The organism is Chitinophaga sp. sic0106 (assembly GCF_019219075.1).
GTDB lineage: Bacteria > Bacteroidota > Bacteroidia > Chitinophagales > Chitinophagaceae > Chitinophaga.
The window spans coordinates 141862-161437 of sequence record NZ_JAHUWJ010000006.1 but is presented as its reverse complement, the minus strand read 5'-3'; the positions used below and the strand labels follow the sequence as shown (position 1 = coordinate 161437).

The 19576-nt window shown below is 49.0% G+C and carries 6 protein-coding genes; 2 read left to right on the top strand and 4 right to left on the bottom strand.

Annotated elements, in window-relative coordinates; genetic code table 11:
* Positions 1–8: 8 nt before the first annotated feature.
* Together KW844_RS11165 and KW844_RS11160 are read right to left on the bottom strand one after the other, a co-directional pair.
* A complete protein-coding gene (locus KW844_RS11165) occupies positions 9–3485 on the bottom strand; it encodes a SusC/RagA family TonB-linked outer membrane protein (protein ID WP_218376810.1) in 3477 nt (1158 codons plus the stop codon).
* Positions 3486–3696: 211 nt separating this feature from the next.
* Entirely contained in the window at positions 3697–4713 is a 1017-nt protein-coding gene (locus KW844_RS11160; protein WP_218376809.1) for a FecR family protein, read from the bottom strand.
* A 124-nt stretch (positions 4714–4837) separates the two neighbouring features.
* On the opposite strand from KW844_RS11160, the gene KW844_RS11155 reads away from it, so the two are divergent.
* The gene (locus KW844_RS11155) at positions 4838–5413 is read left to right on the top strand and encodes an RNA polymerase sigma-70 factor (RefSeq protein ID WP_218376808.1); all 576 of its coding nucleotides are present in this window, start codon (positions 4838–4840) and stop codon (positions 5411–5413) included.
* 15 nt (positions 5414–5428) lie between these two features.
* Here KW844_RS11155 and KW844_RS11150 read toward each other — a convergent pair whose 3' ends face one another.
* Positions 5429–6409 (bottom strand): type IX secretion system membrane protein PorP/SprF, encoded by a 981-nt coding sequence (locus tag KW844_RS11150; RefSeq protein WP_218376807.1) that lies wholly within the window; start codon positions 6407–6409, stop codon positions 5429–5431.
* A gap of 49 nt (positions 6410–6458) precedes the next feature.
* Entirely contained in the window at positions 6459–17279 is a 10821-nt protein-coding gene (locus KW844_RS11145) for a gliding motility-associated C-terminal domain-containing protein (protein ID WP_218376806.1), read from the bottom strand.
* Positions 17280–17770: 491 nt separating this feature from the next.
* On the opposite strand from KW844_RS11145, the gene recD reads away from it, so the two are divergent.
* Positions 17771–19576: an exodeoxyribonuclease V subunit alpha gene (gene recD / locus KW844_RS11140; RefSeq protein WP_218376805.1), complete on the top strand. Its 1806-nt coding sequence runs from the start codon at positions 17771–17773 to the stop codon at positions 19574–19576.

Genomic DNA, 19576 nt, shown 5'->3' with positions numbered 1-19576 from the left:
CGGTTGATTTAGAAGTTTACTTTAACGGAACCTCCCAGGTTTCGAACAGATGGAAATGCGCTGTACTCAAAATTACTGTTGATCGCATCTGTACCTAAACCGCTGTTAGGAGTCACATTTGGCAGCGACTTATACAGGTAAGCGATGTTACGGGCAATCAGTGAGAACGTCACATTTTGAACCGATAGTTTCTGGCAGATATTATTTGGCAGGCGGTAAGCCAGGGAGATTTCACCCAGGCGGATATAGTTATTGTCGAATACCGCATCCTCTGTAGCAAATCCGCCATAACGGCTGTTATAATAGTTAGCAGCCGACACGATCAAATCGTTTGGCGTACCATCTGGTTTGATACCATCAATGAGCATACCATCTGTACGGAGTACTTTACCAGCCGGCGGCTGTTCTCCATTTGCCAGGCGGATATTTTTACCGGCGTCGTTGGTATAGAATGAAATACCCCCGTGTTCTGTATCACGGCCATACAGGGATTCTTTAGATACACCTGCACCGTTCATGAGTGTATTGGAATAAGAAACGATTTTACCGCCATAACGATAATCCACCGCAATTGTCAGCAGGAAGTTTTTGTAGTTGAAATCATTTATGAAACCGCCGTACCATTTAGGCAGCGCATTACCCATGTTGGACAGGGCTCCATCAAACTTCCAGAGGCCGTTGGCATCTACCAAAGGCTTACCTGTTTTGGCATCGCGGGCAATTTTGTTCATGTATATATCGTAAGGTGCGTCACCAGGTACCGCTTTAAATACGGCACTGAAGGGATTGCCAATTACCCTTTCTTTGATACCATCTGCCAGGGAGAGTACTTTCCTTTTAATTTGTGTACCGTTGAGGGTAGCCTGCCAGCCGAAGTCCTTACCACGCACGATATCTCCTTTGAGCTGGATTTCAATACCCTTATTGGAGATGGAACCGGAGTTGATTCGGATGGAGGAAGCACCGCTTGAAGGCGTTACGTTTACCGCATTGATTAAGTCTACACCTTTATTACTGTAATAGGTGAGATCCAGTTTGAGGCGGTTATCAATAAAGGCCGCTTCCATACCAAATTCCAGGGAGTAGTTTTTCTCTGCGCGGATATCCAGTGGTGGCACGCTGGTAGCCACGCTGGACTTAACAGCAAAGGTGCCATCCGGCAGCGAGTAATTGGTGTAGGTATATCCTTCATTCGCAAAATAGCGGGAAGGCACGGTATTACCCACCTGCGCATAGGAACCGCGGAATTTCATGTAATTGATGACCTCTGGTAACTTCACTGCTTCCGACAGGATATAGCTCAGGCCCACAGAAGGATAGAAATAGCTGCGGTTTTGTACCGGCAGCTTGCTGGACCAGTCGTTACGACCTGTAACATCCAGGAACAGCCAGTCACGGAAACCTAACTGGCCAGATCCGAATACTGCCATATAGCGCTCGCCACCGTCGCTACCGCGTGGAGCATTGTTATCCACTGCCTTATTATTATTCAGCGAAAAGATATCTCTGAAACGCAAACCTCTTACGTATGAGGTATTGACATAACCATAGGAATCATCACCGGAGGCTCCGGCAGTGAGAGACAGTTTAAAGTCTTTACTGATTGATTTATTATAGGTCAGTAACGCTTCCACATAGTTGCGATAGCTGTTATCCAGTGTACGGGAGTAGTTTCCCTGTAAATCTGCAGCATTGGTTGGGTCAGATACCTGCAGCCACTTTTCTTTTGTTTCGTTGAGGTTGAAATACCTGTTGGTACCATATCTCAGTCGCAGGCTCAGCGGTTTTGCCAGCTCGATAGTAGCCGTCACGCTTCCGAGTATCTGTTGTTGGTTAGATGTGTAGCGGTTTTCGAGCTGATCCCAAAATAGCGGCCGGAGAATATTATCCCGGAAGTTGCTGCTTATTTTACGAATGGAATCCGTCATGTAATACCCCAGTGCATTTTTGTAGTTGCTTTCGTAGAGCGAAGTAATTTCGTTCCTGGCCATAGGGTAGTTGGAGGCACGGTCAATACGCTGCGGAGGGTTGGTATTGTTGATGTTATTATACATCAGTTGTACATCCACCTTAATTCTGCTGGAGATCTGGTAGCCACTGGCAAACGACAGGGAGTTCCTGCCTTGTTTCATGTTAGGCATGAATCCGCCGTAGTTGAAATTGGTGACAGACAAGCGGAAGAAGCTCTTATCATTGGAACCATTTACGCTCACGCGGTTGCTATTGGTATAACCATCCTGGAATATATCCTTGAAGTTATCCGGTTGCCCTACCCATGGGCGTTTCTGGCCGTCCCACCATTGTACGGTTCTGCCGTCCAGTTTAGGTCCGAAATTAAGTGTAGACGTACCGGTATAAATAGGTGTACCATCAGCCGCAAAAGTCGTAAAGTACGGTGTAGTACCGGAGCCATACTCATTCTGGTATTCCGGCATGAAAGCGCGTTGATTGTAGGTATAATCACTGTATACTTCTACTCCCAAACCTTTCTTACCGCTTTTACCTTTTTTGGTGGTGATCACCAATACGCCGTTAAGGGCCTGGGAGCCGTATAGTGCAGCAGCGTTGGCGCCTTTCAGTACCGTGATGGTTTCAATATCATCCGGGTTAATATAGTTGAGCAGGGAACCTTTGGCGTTGTTGCCACCGCCGCGGCCTGCAAATGAGTCGTCATTATCTGTAATAGGAATACCATCGAGTACAATCAGCGGGCGGCTGTTTCCATCGATGGAATTGATACCACGGATATTGATGCGGGTACCGTTCATTGGGCCGCCGGTCATACCTACGAGGTCTACACCGGGCAGTTTACCTACCAATGCACTACCGATATTATCAGCACCGGCATGCATGATTTCCGCTGCTTTCACTTCACTTACCGCATAGGTAAGGGAGCGTTTCTGGCGGGTGATGCCCATGGCCGTAACTACTACTTCGTTGAGGCCTTTGGTATCTTCCTGTAAAATCACATCAATATGCGGGCGATTCTCTATCATAACACGCTGTGGCAGGTAGCCGATGAAACTAAACACCAGCGCACCTTTTTCGGAAGCAGCCAGTGTATAGGCTCCTTGCGCATCGGTAGTGGTACCTACAGCAGCACCATCCACTTTCACGGTTACGCCGATCAGTGGCATACCATTTTTATCGGTCACCTTGCCCGTTACCTTGAACGCCTGTTCTGCGCTGGCAGAAAGGATCACGATCATTTTATCGGACATGATTTTATAATCAAGTCCCATAGGCAGCAACACGCGCGCGAGTATTTCCGGTACGGTTTTATCTTTTACCCGCACGTCCACTTTTGTAGTGTTCCCGGTGAGCTTGTTGTTGTACACAAAAGTGTAATCACTTTTTTTCTCAATACTATCCAGAAGGCTGTTCAGACTCACAGCTGTATAGTCGAGGGAGAGTTTGACCTGGGAATAGCCTTTTGCGGATACCTGTATCAATGCACCGCAGATCAGGAATGTTGTCAGCTTCATAAGCAACAAAATCTTTTTAATTGCCTGCTTTTTCTTCATTATCTTTAGATTCTGGGTAATAAAATGCCATTTACAGCTCCCGGTGTTCAAGCAAGGAGATATATGTAGATGGTGTTAATTCCTTTGGGCGGGGAGTGGGCCAACACTTCCTGCCTTTTTTCATGTAGAATGTTGGTGGAATCTGCGTTACAGCATAATAATTTTTATTTGGTTAATAAATGTGGACTCCCAAACTGTCAGTATGAAATTTGAATCCCGCAGAAAGTTGCAGGGCTTGTAAAACCTGGTATAGGTCTTTGTCTTTGAATGTTCCGGTGATTATTTCCTGATTGTATCGATCGTTTTTCAGTTCTATATTAATGCCATACCATCTCTCTAATTCTTGTAATATTTCTGGCAGACTTTGTTGTTTAAATGAAAGTTGGTTATTTAACCAGCCGGTTTCTGTGAGTTGACCTGTGGTAGAATCCGTGGCCATATTACTTACTGCATAATCTATTGGCATAAGCTGATCCGGTGGCTGGACGCCAGGTGTGGCGACTACCGCTTTCTGACCGGGCAGCAATACTATTTTCCTGCCACTCCCCTCTTTCAGGTCCACTTCCAGCTTCCCTTTGATAAGGGAGGTTTCCACCGCGCCCTGTCCTGGATAGGCTTTGATATTGAGTGTAGTACCCAGCACGCGCACATCTATTTTCCCTACATGCACTATGAAAGGGTTATTGGCATCACTTACCACATCGAAATAGGCTTCACCGGTAAGAGTTACCTCGCGTTTACCCTGTACCGATTCAATTCGACTGTCTGCATTTAACCATACCCGTGTGCCATCTTCCAGTACTACGTTCGTTCTGGAACCCGGTCTGGTGGAGATTTCGCGGGCAGTGATAGAAGAATGGCTTTTCTTTTTATACAAATACCAGCCCGCAGAGCTTACCATCAATGCTGCCACGGCCGCCGCTGTAGCCCATTTTAGGATAGGTAGGATACGACGCTTTGTTGCAGGCATTTCCTCACTAAGGTTCAAACGGGCCAGCCGGGATTGCAACATCTGCTCCTCTTCCCCTTGGGGTAGTGTGGGCATGCTTTCCAATTCCTCCAACAGGGACACACTGTATTGCATGGCGATATCGTTTGCCAGCAGCGCATCCAGCTCTTCCAATTCGGACAGAGTGGCTTCACCGGCAAGCTTACGCGTAATCAAATACAGGGCTCTTTCGTTTTCCATATTCATAAAGGAGTATGAAATCTGAAAAAACCCCTAAAAGAATTTTAAAAAAACAAAATAACATTGGTTTAAAACAATTTAACACCAGCCTGCCATTAAGAATAGTGGTTACTTTACAGCCGTAATGACCAAAATCGCTATTAGTGAAATAATTGAAAAGATTGTTATGTTTGATGATCAGCAGGCATTTAAGCTGATCTACCAGCATTATTTTATACGTTTGTTCCGGCTGAGCTTTTCTATCGTTAAAACTAAAGAACTGGCCGAAGAGATTACTAATGATGCATTGGTAATGCTATGGAATAAACGTAGCCGGCTACCTGCTATTCACAACCTGGACGTATACCTCTATACTGTTGTTAAAAACGAATCCATTACCAAACTCAGTAAAGAACAGGCTCAGTATACTACTGATCTTAGCACCGTTGCGGGAGAAATGGTGCATATCACGGCTGATCCGGAGAAGTTAATGATATCAGCAGAAATGGGAAAACAGCTCAATGCAGCCATTGCCGGCCTTCCGCCACGCTGCAGGCTGATTTTCAAACTGATTAAGGAAGATGGCATGAAGTATAAAGAGGTAGCCACGCTGCTGGATTTATCCGTTAAAACGGTGGAAGCCCAGCTCACCATCGCCGTAAAGAAAATCATGGCTGCTACCCAACTGAGGGTAATATCTCCTAAAACACCTACAACTTAAATCCAATATATAGCGTTAAAAATACCTGGGGGATATTGCCCTGGTCCGGATGGTAGGAAAGAAATAGCTGACAGACAATTCATTGGTTGGATAGCTGCCCATGCCTACCACATTAGTAGTATATTCATAGGCGTAGCCTATCCTGAATTTCTCTCCTATAAACACCTGTGCGATACCAATGATAGCGCCAGACTTATTGAGATCATCCTGTATACGTGGTTTATTTAAGATAGCTGTCCTATACCCCGCTCCTATCCAGAACATCTGCTTCAATATTACAAAGGCATTTACATCCAGACTGGTAGGACCGGCAAAATCTTCCTTGACCAGCAGGCCCGGCTTTATCTGCAAATTTTCTGACAAAGTAAACATACCACCAATTGTAGCATACATATGTACTTTCCGCTCTGCAAAAATGTTTCCCGGATCTTTACGTGCATCATAGGCGGCGGTCAACAGGTTATCGACCGAAAGGCCTGCATAAAAGGTATTGGAGCTGTAGAATACGCCGAACCGGGCATCTGGTGTAAATTTAGACCGCAAGGAATTATACAATGTAGGATCACTGTCAACCGGATCAGTAGGGTCATAAGCTTCCACTTTAATCCGGCTCTGAATAAACCCCGCGCTCACCCCAACGGATAATCGTTTGTCTTCTTCATAGTGCCCGATAGGTATACGAAATGCATAACTGGCGTATAAGGTGGAGGTTCCCTGTAAACCGATTTCATCATTTGACATATTGAGACCTAGTCCGTACCTGCCTTCCCTTGCTACCCCATCAATGGCCAGCGCTACGGATTTGGGGCCACCCGGAAACCCTGACCATTGATTGCGGTAAAAGGCATTGACATTCCACATTTCCCGGTAACCGGCGTATGCGGGATTTATATACAGCCCACTGAAAATATACTGACTAAGCTGAGCGTCTTGCTGGGCGTTTGCGGCTTGCTCACAAACCAAACAAAATAACAACACTAACAGATTCTTTTTCATGGCTTATATTTTAACAAAACAAACAATTTGAAACTGACCAGGGTCCACCTTACTTTCTTAATATCAGTACATTTCCTCTATAGGTATGCCACACACCATTACTATCCTTCAGTTTCAGAATATAGAAATAGGTACCTTCATTGAGGCCGCTGCCATCCCAATCGTTTTGGTAATTCTTCCGGTGGTAAACATTTGCGTTCCATCTGTTAAAGAATAATATTTCATTTTCCGAGTACAGCTCCAGTCCTTTGATCACAAACCTGTCGTTCTGACCACTGCCATTAGGGGTGATTACGTTCGGTATATGGAAAGGAATCACCTCTTTCTTAACAGTTGCCGTGTTATTGGTAAGATCTTCATCTACCTGAGGACTGGTAACAGAAACGGTATTGACAATGGTACCCATGGCATCCGCCTGTACGCGGATTGTCAGCAATTCACTGGCATTATCCACGAGCGAATCCAATGTCCAGGTGAGCACCCGGTTAGCAGTGTTATAACTGGCCACGCCCCTGCTTGGAATGCTACTAATATAGGTAAGCCCGGCAGGCAGTGTATCCGTAACCGTTACAGGGAATGCGGTTGCTCCCTTATTGCTCACAATGATGGTATAATCAAATTTGTCGGGTACGGTTACTGGTTTGTTTTCCGTTTGCTTTTGCACGCTGAGATCCAATGGCAGGCGCTGTTCTACCGGTATTACAACAGTAACCTGGGTAGAGCATTGGACGTTACCGGCAGTAACCACTTTCACATCAGCGGTATTGACGATCTGAGGGATACTACCACGAATACCTTCATCCGTTCTTACCGTAAACACATAATCCCGTTGCTGGCCAGCCGGAAGATTGGTATCACTGAAGGTGATGACATTATTATTGACTGTACCGGTAGCACTACTGATAAATGTAGTACGCTGCGGAATTGCATCTGTGATAGTGATCGTGTTGATGGTGATTGCTCCGGTATTCCTGACCCTGATGGTATATGTGAGCACCTCATTTTCATCTGCGATGTTATTACCACTGGCATCGGCCACGAGTTTAACCGCCTCATATCCGTTCGTCAAAATCGTCGTACTAACGGTCTGTTCACAACCATTCGCATCGGTAATTTTACAGGTGTATGTTCCTGCTGCCAAATTCATAACTGATGCGGTGGTAGCGCCATTACTCCACAGGTATTGATATGGCGGCACTCCACCGGTTACAGAAACGGTAGCTGTGCCGGTATTTCCTCCATTACAATTGGTATCAGTATGGGTTATATCCGCAATGATAGCAGATGATTGCGTCAGCGTAACGGTATCACTAATGGTACAGCTGTTAGCATCCGTAATCGTAATGATATAATCTCCTGCTATTAAGTTATTAATGGTAGATGAGGTGGCACCATTGCTCCACAGGTAAGTATAAGGAGCAGTGCCGCCGGTGGCAGTTGCAGACGCCGTACCATTATTACCGCCATTGCAGTTCACATTGGATGCTGTGGTAGCAACGGCAAGCGCTGGAGGCATGGTGATAGTACCGGTTACGCTACCCGTGCAGCCATTTACATCTGTAATGGTACAGGTATAACTACCTGCTGTCAAACCTGTGATAGTGGCGGTAGTAGCGCCATTGCTCCATAAGTAATTATACGGAGCTGTGCCACCCGTTACGGTTACAGACAAGCTGCCTGTGTTACCACCATTGCATAATACATTTTGCTGGGTGAGCGTGCCGGTAATGGCTGCATTTTCTGTAATGGCAACGGTGGCAGTGGTATCACAACCATTTGCATCGGTAATGGTACAAGTGTAGGTGCCAGCGGCCAGGTTGCTGATAGTGGCAGTGGTAGCACCGGTGTTCCACAGGTAAGCATAAGGCAGCGTGCCGCCAGTGGCTGTAACGCTGGCTGTACCTGTGCTGCCTCCATTACAATTCACATCCGTTTGTGCGGTGGTAAAACCAAGTAAATCCGGCTGTGTGATAGTAGTGCTCAGCGTGGTATCGCAACCATTTACATCGGTAATGGTAACAGTGTAGGTGCCCGCAGCAAGGTTGCTGACAGTGGCAGCAGTGGCACCATTACTCCATGCATAAGTATACGGAGCAGTACCACCACTAACGACCAGGGATATACGCCCGGTATTATTACCATTGCATAATACATTATCCTGGGACACCACCGTAGCAATCGCATCTTTTTCAGTGATGGTGACAGTGGCGGTGGTATCGCAACCGTTGCGGTCAGTAATGATGCAGGTATATGTACCCGCTGTAAGATTACTGATGGTGGCGGTAGTGGCGCCGGTATTCCATTGGTAAGTATATGGCCTGCTGCCGCCGTCAGGATTTACGGTGGCCGATCCGGTATTAGCGCCGTTGCAGTTCACATTTACCTGGGAGGTAGCAAAAATTAACAGATCCGGCTCAGTAACGGTAGCACTGCTATTACCGGTACATCCATTTGCATCGGTAATAGTACAGGTATAAGTTCCGGCGGTGAGATTACTGATGCCCGCAGTATTGGCACCCGTATTCCACAGGTAAGTATATGGTGCTGTGCCGCCGGTTACTGCCAGCGACAGGCTGCCAGTATTTCCACCGTTACACAACACATTATTTTGTGTAATAGCAGCAGTAATCGCTGCTGTTTCAGTTATAATAATGGAAGCAGTGGTATCACAACCGTTTCTGTCGGTTATGGTGCAGGTATAAGTGCCTGCTTTCAGATTGCTGATGCTGGCCGTCGTTTCACCTGTTGACCAGCTGTAACGATATGGCCTTAAACCGCCGTCTGGATTAACTGTAGCCGTGCCGGTGCTGTCGCCATTACAATTCACATTTGTTTGTGAAGTAGTAAACACCAGTGCATCCGGCTGGGTAATAGTAACGCTGAAGGTAGTATCACAACCATTGGCATCTGTGAGCGTGGTGGTATAAGTTCCAGCAGTCAGACTGCCAATAGCAGCGGTAGTACCACCATTACTCCAGGAGTAAGTGTAAGGTGCCGTGCCGCCACTACCGGCAAGGGATATACTGCCACTACTATCACCATTACAGCTAACCTCCACGGTGGTGACGCCTACAGTAAACGCGTCTTTCTGCGTAATGGTTATGGTAGCAGTAGTATCACAACCATTGGCATCTGTAATAGTACAGGTATATGTACCAGCGCCAAGGCCGGTTACAATACGTGTAGTAGCACCATTAGACCAAAGGAAACTATATGGCCGGGTGCCGCCGTCGGGGTTGATGGTGGCTGAACCCGTTTGCGCGCCGTTACAATTCACATCCGTTTGGGAGGTGGTGAAGGTCAACAGCTCCGGCTCTGCAACCGTGGCAATCACCCTTCCTGTACAGCCATTGGCATCTGTAATGGTGCAAATGTAAATCCCTGCTGTCAGGTTGTTGATTACGGCAGTAGTTGCCCCGTTATTCCAGGAATAGGTATACGGAGCGGTGCCACCAGCGGCCGTCAACGTCACACTACCATTATTACCTCCCTTACACAAAACACTGTCCTGTGTAGTAGTACCCGTTACAGCATCTTTTTCCGTGATGGTGAAAGTAGTGGAGGTATCACAACCATTATCGTCCATAATGGTACAGGTATAGGTACCAGCGGTGAGGTTATTGACAGCAGCAGTAGTAGCGCCATTTGACCAGGAATAGGTATATGGCGAAACACCGCCGCTAACTGTTACCGAGGCACTGCCTGTGCTATCACCATTACATTCCACATTTACCTGGGCAGTGGTAAAGGTAATAAGCGGAGGTTCTGTCACCGGCGTGGTGATAGCGGTATCACAACCATTGGCATCGGTAATGGTAACTGTATAAAGGCCGGCAGTGAGATTACTCACTGAGGCGGTGGTAGCTCCGTTACTCCATAGGTACCCGTATGGCGCTGTACCACCGGTAACGGCCACGGATATACTACCGGTATTACCTCCATTACACAATACATTCTGAAGGGTGACATTAGCAGCCAGTGCATCGTTTTCTGTAATCGTAAAGGTAGCAGTGGTATCACAGCCATTGGCATCAGTAATGGTGCAGGTGTAAGTACCTGCTGCCAGGTTATTGGCAGTGGCAGTAGTGGCACCGCTCGACCAGTAATACTGGTACGGGCTGGTGGCCCCGCTAACAGTTACTGTAGCGCTACCGGTGCTTTCTCCATTACAATTCACATTTACCTGTGATGCCGTTACTGCAAAAGCAGTGGGCTCAGTGATAGTGGAAGATACAGTGGTATCACACCCATTGGCATCAGTAATGGTAGCCGTATAGGTGCCTGCTGCCAGGTTATTGGCGGTGGCACTGGTAGCGCCATTACTCCAGAGGTAAGTATAAGGGGAAGTACCTCCGCTAACGGCCAGGGATATACTACCGGTGTTGCCGCCGTTACATAATACATTACCAGGTGTAATTCGGACGGTGAAGGCAGCTTTTTGCGTTATAATGACGGTGGCACTGGTAGTACAACCTTGCCCATCTGTAATGTTACAGGTGTACGTGCCTGCCGCCAAATTGTTTATAGTTGCTGTAGTGGCTCCGTTGGACCAGAGATAAGCATATGGCGTGGTACCGCCGGTAACTGTTACTGTTGCACTACCTGTGCTTTCTCCGTTACAGTTTACATTTACCTGTGAGGTGGTAGCACGGAGCTCGTTAGGCTCGGTGATGGTGACTGTTGCTGTTACGGTACAATTATTAGCATCGGTGATATCGCAGGTATAAACGCCTGCTATCAGGTTAGATGCGGTAGCGGCGGTACCTCCGGATGGTGACCACGAATAAGTATATGACCCTACCCCTCCGGTTGCTACTACGGTTGCACTACCGGTGTTATTACCATTACAATCAACATTGGTTTGTGACGTAGTGAAAGTAACGGCTGTAGGTTCGGTAATGGTTACATCTACCGTGGTATCGCATCCATGTGCATCTGTAATAGTACAGGTATAAGTACCTGCCAGCAGGTTGCTGGCAGTGTTGCCGCTACCACCTGAAGGTGACCAGCTATAAGTATATGGTACTGTTCCGCCGTCGACGGTTACAGTCGCTGATCCAGTAGCCGCACCATTACACAACACATTCACCTGGCTGGTGGTAAAGCTGATTAGGTCCGGCTGTTGAATATCTACACTTATGGTGGTGTCGCAACCATGGGCATCCGTGATGGTACAGGTGTAAGTACCCGGTACCAGCCCAGTTACCGATGCGGTAGTTGCGGCATTTGACCACAGGTAGGTATACCCGCTGGTACCGCCTGAAGCCGTAACACCTGCGGTACCGTCGCCAGCGCCATTACAGGTAACATCCGTAAACGACACAGTTGCCGTGAGCACGGTTGGCTGTCCGATTATAGCGGTAGTGGTGGTGGTACATCCACTGGAATCCGTAATGGTACAGAGGTAGGTACCGGCAGCGAGGCCGGTAGCTGTGGCGGTGGTTTGATTGCCGGGAGTCCAGAGATAAGTGTATGGAGTTCGTCCCCCGGTCACTGTTGCAGTGGCAGTACCGTCGCTGCCGCCGTTACACTGCACATCGGTGTGGGTGTTGCCTGCAACCAGTATTGGCGGTTCTGCAATTTCAAAAGATTGGTTAACACTGCAATTATTGGCATCCTTCACCTCATACTGGTGCGTGCCAGGTGCCAGGCCGGTAGCAATGGAATCAGTTCCTCCGGTTGACCAGGTATAGGTGTATGGCGCTGTACCACCCACAGGAGTGAGTACAACTTTACCATCTGCGGCGCCGTTACAGGTCACATTTTCCTGATGCTTATTTACCACCAGGGCATCTGGCTGGGTGATGGTTACATTAATAACTCCTGTGCAGCCCCTGGTGTCCGTAACGGTACAGGTATACGCACCGGCAGGTAAGCCGGTAGCAATAGGTCCGGTACCGCCCTGTGGTGCCCAGAGGTAAGTATATGGCCCTGTACCACCGCTGACAGCAAGATTGGCAATACCATCAGAAAGACCATTACAGGATACATTGGTTTGTGTAACCACACCGGTAATGGCATCTGGCTGCGTAACATCCACCGTAACGGTGCCGGTACATCCCCTCAGGTCGGTAATGGTGCAGGTATAGGTGCCCGCAGCCAGGCCTGTGATGGTTGCTGTGGTAGCCCCATTGGACCATGCGTAGGTATATGGGGAGGTACCACCGGTTCCACTCAGGGTAATGCTGCCATTTGTACCTGCGTTACAGCTCACATTTACTTTGTTGATATTGGCTGAAACCACTGCAGGTTCCGTAATAGTAACACTGGTAGTAGCTGTACAGCCATTAGCATCCGTAACTGTACAGGTGTAATTGCCCGGTGCCAGGTTGCTGATGGTAGCAGTGATGGCACCGTTGGACCAACTATACGTATACGGAGCGGTGCCGCCGTTTCCGGCAGCTGTAGCACTACCATCCGTATCGCCGTTACAGGTGGTATTGGTTTGGGTGGTGCTGGCTGTTAATACAGCAGGCTGCATGATATCAGCAGTACCAATCACCTGACAGCCATTTGCATCTGTTACAAATGCAGTGTAAGTTCCAGGTGCCAGGTTATTGATAGAATCCAGGGTTTGCCCGCCAGGTACCCAGCTATAGGTATACGGTGTAGTGCCGCCGGTGACCAGCGCGCGCGCCATACCATCTGCCGCGCCGTTACAGCTTACATTGCGGGTTTCGCCACCAGCAGTAAGTGATGTAGGCTGTGTGATAGTTACTAAAGCAGTATCGGAGCAGCCGTACAAGTCAGTAACCGTACAGGTATAATCACCCGGAGCAAGACCAGTAGCTGTTTGTCCGCTGCCGCCACCACCGGACCAGCTGTAACTATATGGTGGTAAGCCGCCGCTAACATTTACAGTTGCTATACCATCATTATAACCGTTACAGGTAACATTAGTTCCTGAACCGGCAGCCACTAACTGGGTAGGCTCTTCTACAGCTATGGAAGATGTAGCTGTACAACCCTTAGCATCCGTAACTGTGACTGTATAACTACCTGCAATAAGGTTTGTAATAGTATCATTTGTGCCGCCATTATTCCAACTATAGGTATAAGGCGGTGTTCCACCGCTGGCAGTGGCAATGGCAGAGCCATTATTACCACCAAAGCAGGTCACATTAAATCCTAAGGAAGCTGTTGCTGATAAGGCCGGTGGCTGTACGATAGTAACACTCACTACCTGGGTGGCACCTGCATTATCTGTAATGGTACAGGTATATGTACCTGGCGCGAGGCCAGTGATAGTAGCTGTGGTGGAGTCGCCGGGGCTCCAGAGGTAAGTATAAGGAGGAGTGCCACCATAAGCAGTTACAGAGGCAGTACCATCGTTTGCACCGTTACAGGATACATCCGACTGATTAGTATATGCACCCAGACCAGTGCCAGAATCAGTGATCGTTACAGTCTCCGTGGTGGTACAGCCATTGGCATCTGTGACCGTACAGGTATACGTGCCAGGTGCCAGCCCGCTGGCTGTTGCTCCCGTTCCTCCGGAAGGCGACCAGCTATAGGTATATGGCGCTGTACCGCCCGTAGGATGCGCGGTGGCAGCACCATCACTATTACCCGCACCTGTGGTATTATGGTAGGTGATGGTGGCGTCCAGTGCTGCAGGTTCCGTCACCGTTACAGTAGAAGTAGCTGTACAGCCATTGGCATCGGTAACGGTAGTTGTATAATTACCCGGAGCAAGACCGGTAGCTGTTGCTGCTGTACTACCGCCTGGCGACCAGCTGTAGGTATATGGTGCTGTTCCACCTGAAGGCGTTACTTTGGCTATACCATCACTGGCACCATTACAGGTAACATTGCTGACAAGTGTATCCCTGGCAACCAGCAACGCCGGTTCTTTAATTTCCACTGTTTGTCGTACCGAGCAACCATTAGCATCCGTAACCGTGCAAGTATAGGTGCCAGGTCCCTGGTTGCTGATGGTTGGTGTAGTTTGCCCACCTGGCGCCCAGCTGTAAGTATATGGCGCAGTACCGCCGGTTACAGCAGCAGTAGCCGAACCATCAGCTGCACCTTTACAACTTACATCCGTTGCTGTGAAATTTGGCGCGAGCGTGGTGGATTGATTAATGGTTACACTGGTAGTGGTAGTACAACCATTGGCATCAGTAATATTACAGGTATAAGTGCCAGCTGCCAGTCCCGTGGCAGTAGCACCTGCACCTCCGCTTGGTGTCCACTGATAACTGTACGGCGCAGTACCACCGCTTGCCGTAGCTGTAGCCGTACCGGTGCTCTGTCCATTACAACCCACATCCGTATGTGTTGAACTTCCGGATAATACAGGCGGTTCTGTAATGGTAGCCGGTGTGGTTACATTAAATACGCAGCCATTGGCATCAGTGATCACGACAGTATAATCACCCGGCGGAAGGTTATCTACATGCTGTGTAGTGGCTCCATTTGACCAGGCATAGGTGTAAGGAGATGTACCACCGCTGGGGAACACGGACACTGATCCGTCGGCAGCGCCGTTACAAGTTACATCCTTATCAGAGGTGGAACCGGACAATACTGCCGGTTGTGACACCGTTACGGTGGTTTGACAAGTACAGCCGTTTGCATCGGTGATGGTGCAGGTATATGAACCTGCTGCCAGGTTTGACAAGGAAACGCCGGTTGCGCCGGTGGACCAACTGTAGGTATATGGCGCAGTACCTCCAGTGGCCGCTGCCGTGGCCGTACCATCTGAAGCACCATTGCAGCTAACCTTTGTGGAGGAAGAAGAACAGGTTAAAGGTGGTGGCTCCGTCAGCGAAACAGTACCGGTAATCGTACAGCCATTGGCGTCAGTAGCAATACAGGTGTAGGTGCCCGGACCCACGCCATTTACTGTTGCCGTGGTTTCTCCGCCTGGCACCCAACTGTAGGTATATGGCTGCACTCCACCACCTACGATGGCATTAATGGTCCCATCATTGGCACCATTGCAGGAAATATTTGTTTTGGTGGCAGTGGCTGTAAGCGCAGGCGGCTCTGTAATTATTATGGTAGCAGTAGTATCACATCCATAAGTATCCGTAATCAGACAGGTATAAGTTCCGGCCGACAAACCATTGGCTGTAGCGGCAGAACCACCGGAGGGTGACCAGCTGTAAGTATAGCCGGGTGTTCCGCCACTCACTGATACAGAGGCAGAACCGGCATTACCACCATTGCACGCCACATTGGTTTGCGAGGTGGTGAATGTTATCTGAGGTTGCTGATTAACTGTGGTTGTTGCAGTTGTAACACAACCATTGGCATCTGTAATGGTGCAGGTATAGGTGCCAGCCTTGAGGTTATTGGCAGTAGCTGCACTTCCCCCGCCTGATGACCAGCTGTAGCTATATGGAGTAACGCCTCCTGTAACATTCACAGTGGCCGAACCCGTTGCGGAGCCGTAACAAAGGATATTCACGGCAGTCGCAGTTGCGCTCAGTGCCGGCGGCTCGGTAATAGTAGCAGTAATAGATTTCGTACAACCATTAGCGTCTGTTACCGTAACAGTATAGGTACCGGCGGGCAGGTTACTGGCCGAAGCCCCTGTACCACCGGATGGCGACCAGCTGTAAGTATATGGCGCCACACCGCCTGAAGCAATCACCGTACCTGAACCTGTACTGTTACCATTACACAATACATTTGTTTTGGTTCCTGTTAATGCCAGCTGCGGCGGCTGTGTAATTGTTACCGTCGCGGTGATTTTACATCCGTTGGCATCTGTAATGTTGCAGGTATATGTACCAGCTAATAGGTTAGAAGCGGTTGCGGCGGTACCTCCACCGCCGGACCAACTATAGGTATACGGCGAGGTCCCCCCGGTGACGGTCACCGTTGCAGTGCCTGTTGCCGCCCCAAAACAAAGAATATCTGTTTGGGCAGTAGTTACACCCAGCGCCGCTGCCGGTTGTGACACCGTAGTGGTAGCCGTAGTTGTACAGCCGTTTGCATCAGTTACAGTACAGGTATAACTGCCAGCCGCCAGGTTATTGGCTGTGGCACTGGTGCCACCCGTGGGGGACCAGCTATAGCTATATGGCGCAGTGCCACCCGTAACAGTGACAGTCGCCGAACCGGTACTGCCACCAAAACAACGTGCATCCGTATGCGTGGCGGTGGCACTCAGCACAGCGGCAGGCTCCGTTATATCAAAAGTAACAGTAGTATCACAGCCGGCATTATTGGTAATAGTACAGGTGTAAGTGCCGGCAGCTAAATTGGAGGCAGTAGCCCCACTGCCGCCGGATGGCTGCCAGTTATAGGTAAATGGCCCCCCGGCACCAGCCACAGTAACAGTGGCGGTACCATTGCTTTCTCCGCGACATAAAACATTGCTCTGTGTTGCAGTATAGGATATAGGCGTACCATCAGCCACCGTCACATTTGCTACTACATCACATCCGTTGGCATCAATGATTACACACCGGTAATCACCGGCAATAAGGTTACTGGCAGTAGCCGCACTACCGCCGGATGGAAGCCAGTTATAGGTGTATGGCCCTGTTCCTCCGCTGACACTAACTGAAGCAGATCCGGTTGCATCTCCATAACAAACAACATCCGTAACAGAACTGGTGAATGTAAGCGCGGCAGGTTGTGTAATAACCACGGAGGCATTGGCAGTAGCTCCGCCAAGTGCAGTTACTGTACAGGTATATAATCCAGGCGCCAGTCCACTTAGCGTACGAGTAGTGGCACCGTTTGACCAGGAATAGCTATATGGAGGTATACCACCTGTTGCGGTGGCAGAAGCAGAACCATCTGTTCTACCCGCACAACTGATGTTGGTATGAGTAATAACAACGCTTAGCTGGGCGTGTGCACTCAAACAAAACAACAAAACAGTGAATAGAAAGAGTAACGTTTTCCTCATGCATATACTGATTTGTCTTTTAAAATTCCGGACAAAGCAGGAACAGACGAATCTGATCATCCGGGTGTATTTCGGTTGAAATGAATTTTAAGACTGCTATTCGTATATGCTTCGGAAAAGAAATATAACGGGAAAATGATATTGATGTATCTGGAATTCTGCTTCTAAGCAAAACAGTTCCAAGCAAACATTTGTTCAATATATGTGCACGCCCGCCCAAAAAGACTTCCTCTCCCTAAAACAAAAACAGCTGAGAGGATAAGGCCCAGCTGCCTTTACATCTCCCTGAAAAAGTTTTTAAAATAGACGTAAATCGCACCCCCAACCAACCCGTTACCAGCACCAGGAATATCCACAACTTTCCAGGCGCTACTAAATTTTTTTAGGTCCCCGTAAAAAGTTAATTTGGCAGGTATTTCCTGACTGAGACTTTACAGCCGCTACATGCGGCTGGCAAAGGCGGGACCTGATTTCCCGAAGGGCAAAAAAGTATGCGAAATTTAATCACCATCAACGACGTTCATCAGCAGTTTGCTGACTACTTTGAACATCCGGACCTGAAACCATTTTTGTACCTGCTGTCCAAAAAGCTCAGTGAAGGCCATATATGCCTGGACCTGAACGACCTGCAGACAGACCAGGAACAGCTTCCTGAATACTACAGCTTTCGTGACAAAGGGCCGGCCGTGCTCGCAAATCAGCCACTGATAGGCACTGCCGACACACTCAATAAACCGTTTATCCTTCACCGGGATAAGCTCTATATGCAACGCTATTACCTGTACGAAACGGCGCTGCTCCAATACATTCGTAACCTGATAGCCGCGGAGCAGGGACTCCAGGAGGAAAGAGGTGCTGCACTGCTGCAACACAGCCAGCTCGTAAAACAGCTCTTCCCACCGGCTACCGACCTTACACCAGCTGATGATCCGGTGGACTGGCAACTGGCAGCAGCTATCACCGGCATCCTGAATAATTTCACCATCATCACCGGAGGCCCCGGCACCGGTAAAACAACTACCGTGGCCAAAATTCTCGCCATCCTTTACGCCATAGATCCCGAACAGAAAGTGGCCCTGGCCGCTCCTACCGGTAAAGCTGCGGCGAGAATGGCCGAAAGTTTGCGCAACGCCGCCATTCCTAAAGACCCGCTCCTGGCAGCCAAATTCAGGGAACTGGCTCCATCCACCATACATCGCCTCCTTAAACCGGTAAAAGGGACCCCCTACTTCCGGCATAACAGCGAAAATCCACTCAACTACGATGTAATCATCGTGGACGAATGCTCCATGATAGACCTGGCACTTTTTACCAAGCTGCTCGCCGCTATTCGCCCGCATACCCGAATTATTTTGTTGGGCGATAAAGACCAGCTGGCCTCCGTGGAAGCAGGCAGCCTATTCGGTGACCTCTGCCAGGCACAGGAAACACTGAACCAGTTCTCCGCAACGCGGGCAGCACTGATTAATCAGTTTGCCGCAGCACCGCAACAGATCACGACTATCACCACAGGATCAGCGCACCCGCTGTTCGAACATGTGGTGGAACTGCGCCGCAGCCGCCGCTTCAGCGGCCATACCGGCATCGGAAGATTCAGTAAAGCCCTTATCCGGAACAATACCGCCGTCATCCAGGAAATGATGGCCCCCGGCGCTGATGAACAGGTAATCATCGATACCGCCTATTCAGAACAACTCTTCGAAAATTTCATCGCCGGCTATGCCTCCTACCTCCAGGAAAAGGATACGCTCACGGCCCTACGAAAAATGAATGAACTGCGTGTGCTGGTAGCCATACGCGACGGCTCCCAGGGCCTCCCGGCTATCAACAGACGAATAGAAAAATATCTCTCTGATAAAAAATATATAAACTTAACCACCGCTTTTTACGAAAACAGACCGCTGATGCTCACCCGTAACTACTACGAACACGGACTCTTCAACGGTGATACCGGCATCATCCGCCCCGACGAAAATGGTGTGCTGATGGCCTGGTTTGAAGACAGCGACGGGCAACTGATCAGCGTATTCCCAGGGTACCTTACCCTCGCGGAAACCGCCTTCGCCATGACCATCCACAAAAGCCAGGGCTCTGAATTCGGGAAAGTACTGGTAGTACTCCCCTCCACAGAAGTACCGCTGCTCACCCGCGAACTCGTGTATACAGCGGTGAGTCGCGCCAGAAACAAAGTATACGTACAAGGCAGCGCAGCAACCATCCTCACCGCTGCGCAGAAATTTGTGAACAGGGGCTCCGGGGTCAACACCCGCATTGCAACGGAGATCGGCAACAACTAA